The organism is Streptomyces aculeolatus (genome assembly GCF_020400605.1).
Classification (GTDB): domain Bacteria; phylum Actinomycetota; class Actinomycetes; order Streptomycetales; family Streptomycetaceae; genus Streptomyces; species Streptomyces aculeolatus.
On sequence record NZ_JAINRD010000092.1, the window covers coordinates 1 to 684 of the forward strand.

General features: G+C 69.0%; 1 protein-coding gene. It reads left to right on the forward strand.

The window, feature by feature from the left end:
* Positions 1–162: 162 nt before the first annotated feature.
* Positions 163–540, forward strand: coding sequence for a hypothetical protein (locus LG396_RS38840; protein WP_225798319.1), 378 nt, complete (start codon positions 163–165; stop codon positions 538–540).
* Positions 541–684: the final 144 nt, after the last annotated feature.

Consider the following 684-nt stretch of genomic DNA (forward strand, 5'->3'; position numbering starts at 1 on the left):
GAGTTGCCTCGAACGGTCTGCACCTTGAGAACTCCACAGCGTGACGAGCGAACGAGTGTTTTTGATCTTTGGCGCCGCCGCCGAGCGGCGTCGGAGGTCATGACCACTCGCTCCGCTGAGTGATCGACGCAACCCATCCGCTACTGCACGCGAAGGGTTCCCATGTGGCTCGCCATCGGTGACATCGTTCAAGAGCGCGGCGGCAACAACGCCCTCGGTGCCGTCGTCGGCGTCGCCGCCCACGGCACCGGCCGCTTCGTCCTCGTCGACATCCCCGGCGCCGGCCTCCGCCCGATGCCGCCCGACGAACTGACGGTCGCGGCCCGAAGGCCCGCCCCGGCGTCGACCACCCGGGGACTGTTGGCGCTGTTCACGCTGCTGGTTGGAGTGATCGGCACGTACCTCAGTTGCCAGGCTGCACAGCAGGCGGGCGCCGGATGGCTGCTGACCTTGCTCTCCGGCTACGGGGCCTGCACCGCCGTGGCGACCGCGCATCGCGGCGTACAGCGGATCACCGGTCCGCGTCGCTTCCGAGTCTGACCATCCGCGCCGGAGTGGCGGCCGACGGGTCACGAAGCCCGCCGCCCCGGCTCGCCCATCCCATCGAGGAGGCAGAGAGATCATGCGTGCTTACGACGGCGTCCAGGGGAGCCTGGACGCCTTCGAATCCGAGGCGTTAGCGCT

Coding starts and splice junctions, on each gene's coding strand:
- LG396_RS38840 (WP_225798319.1), top strand. CDS start 163: ATGTGGCTCGCCATCGGTGACATCGTTCAAGAGCGCGGCGGCAACAAC.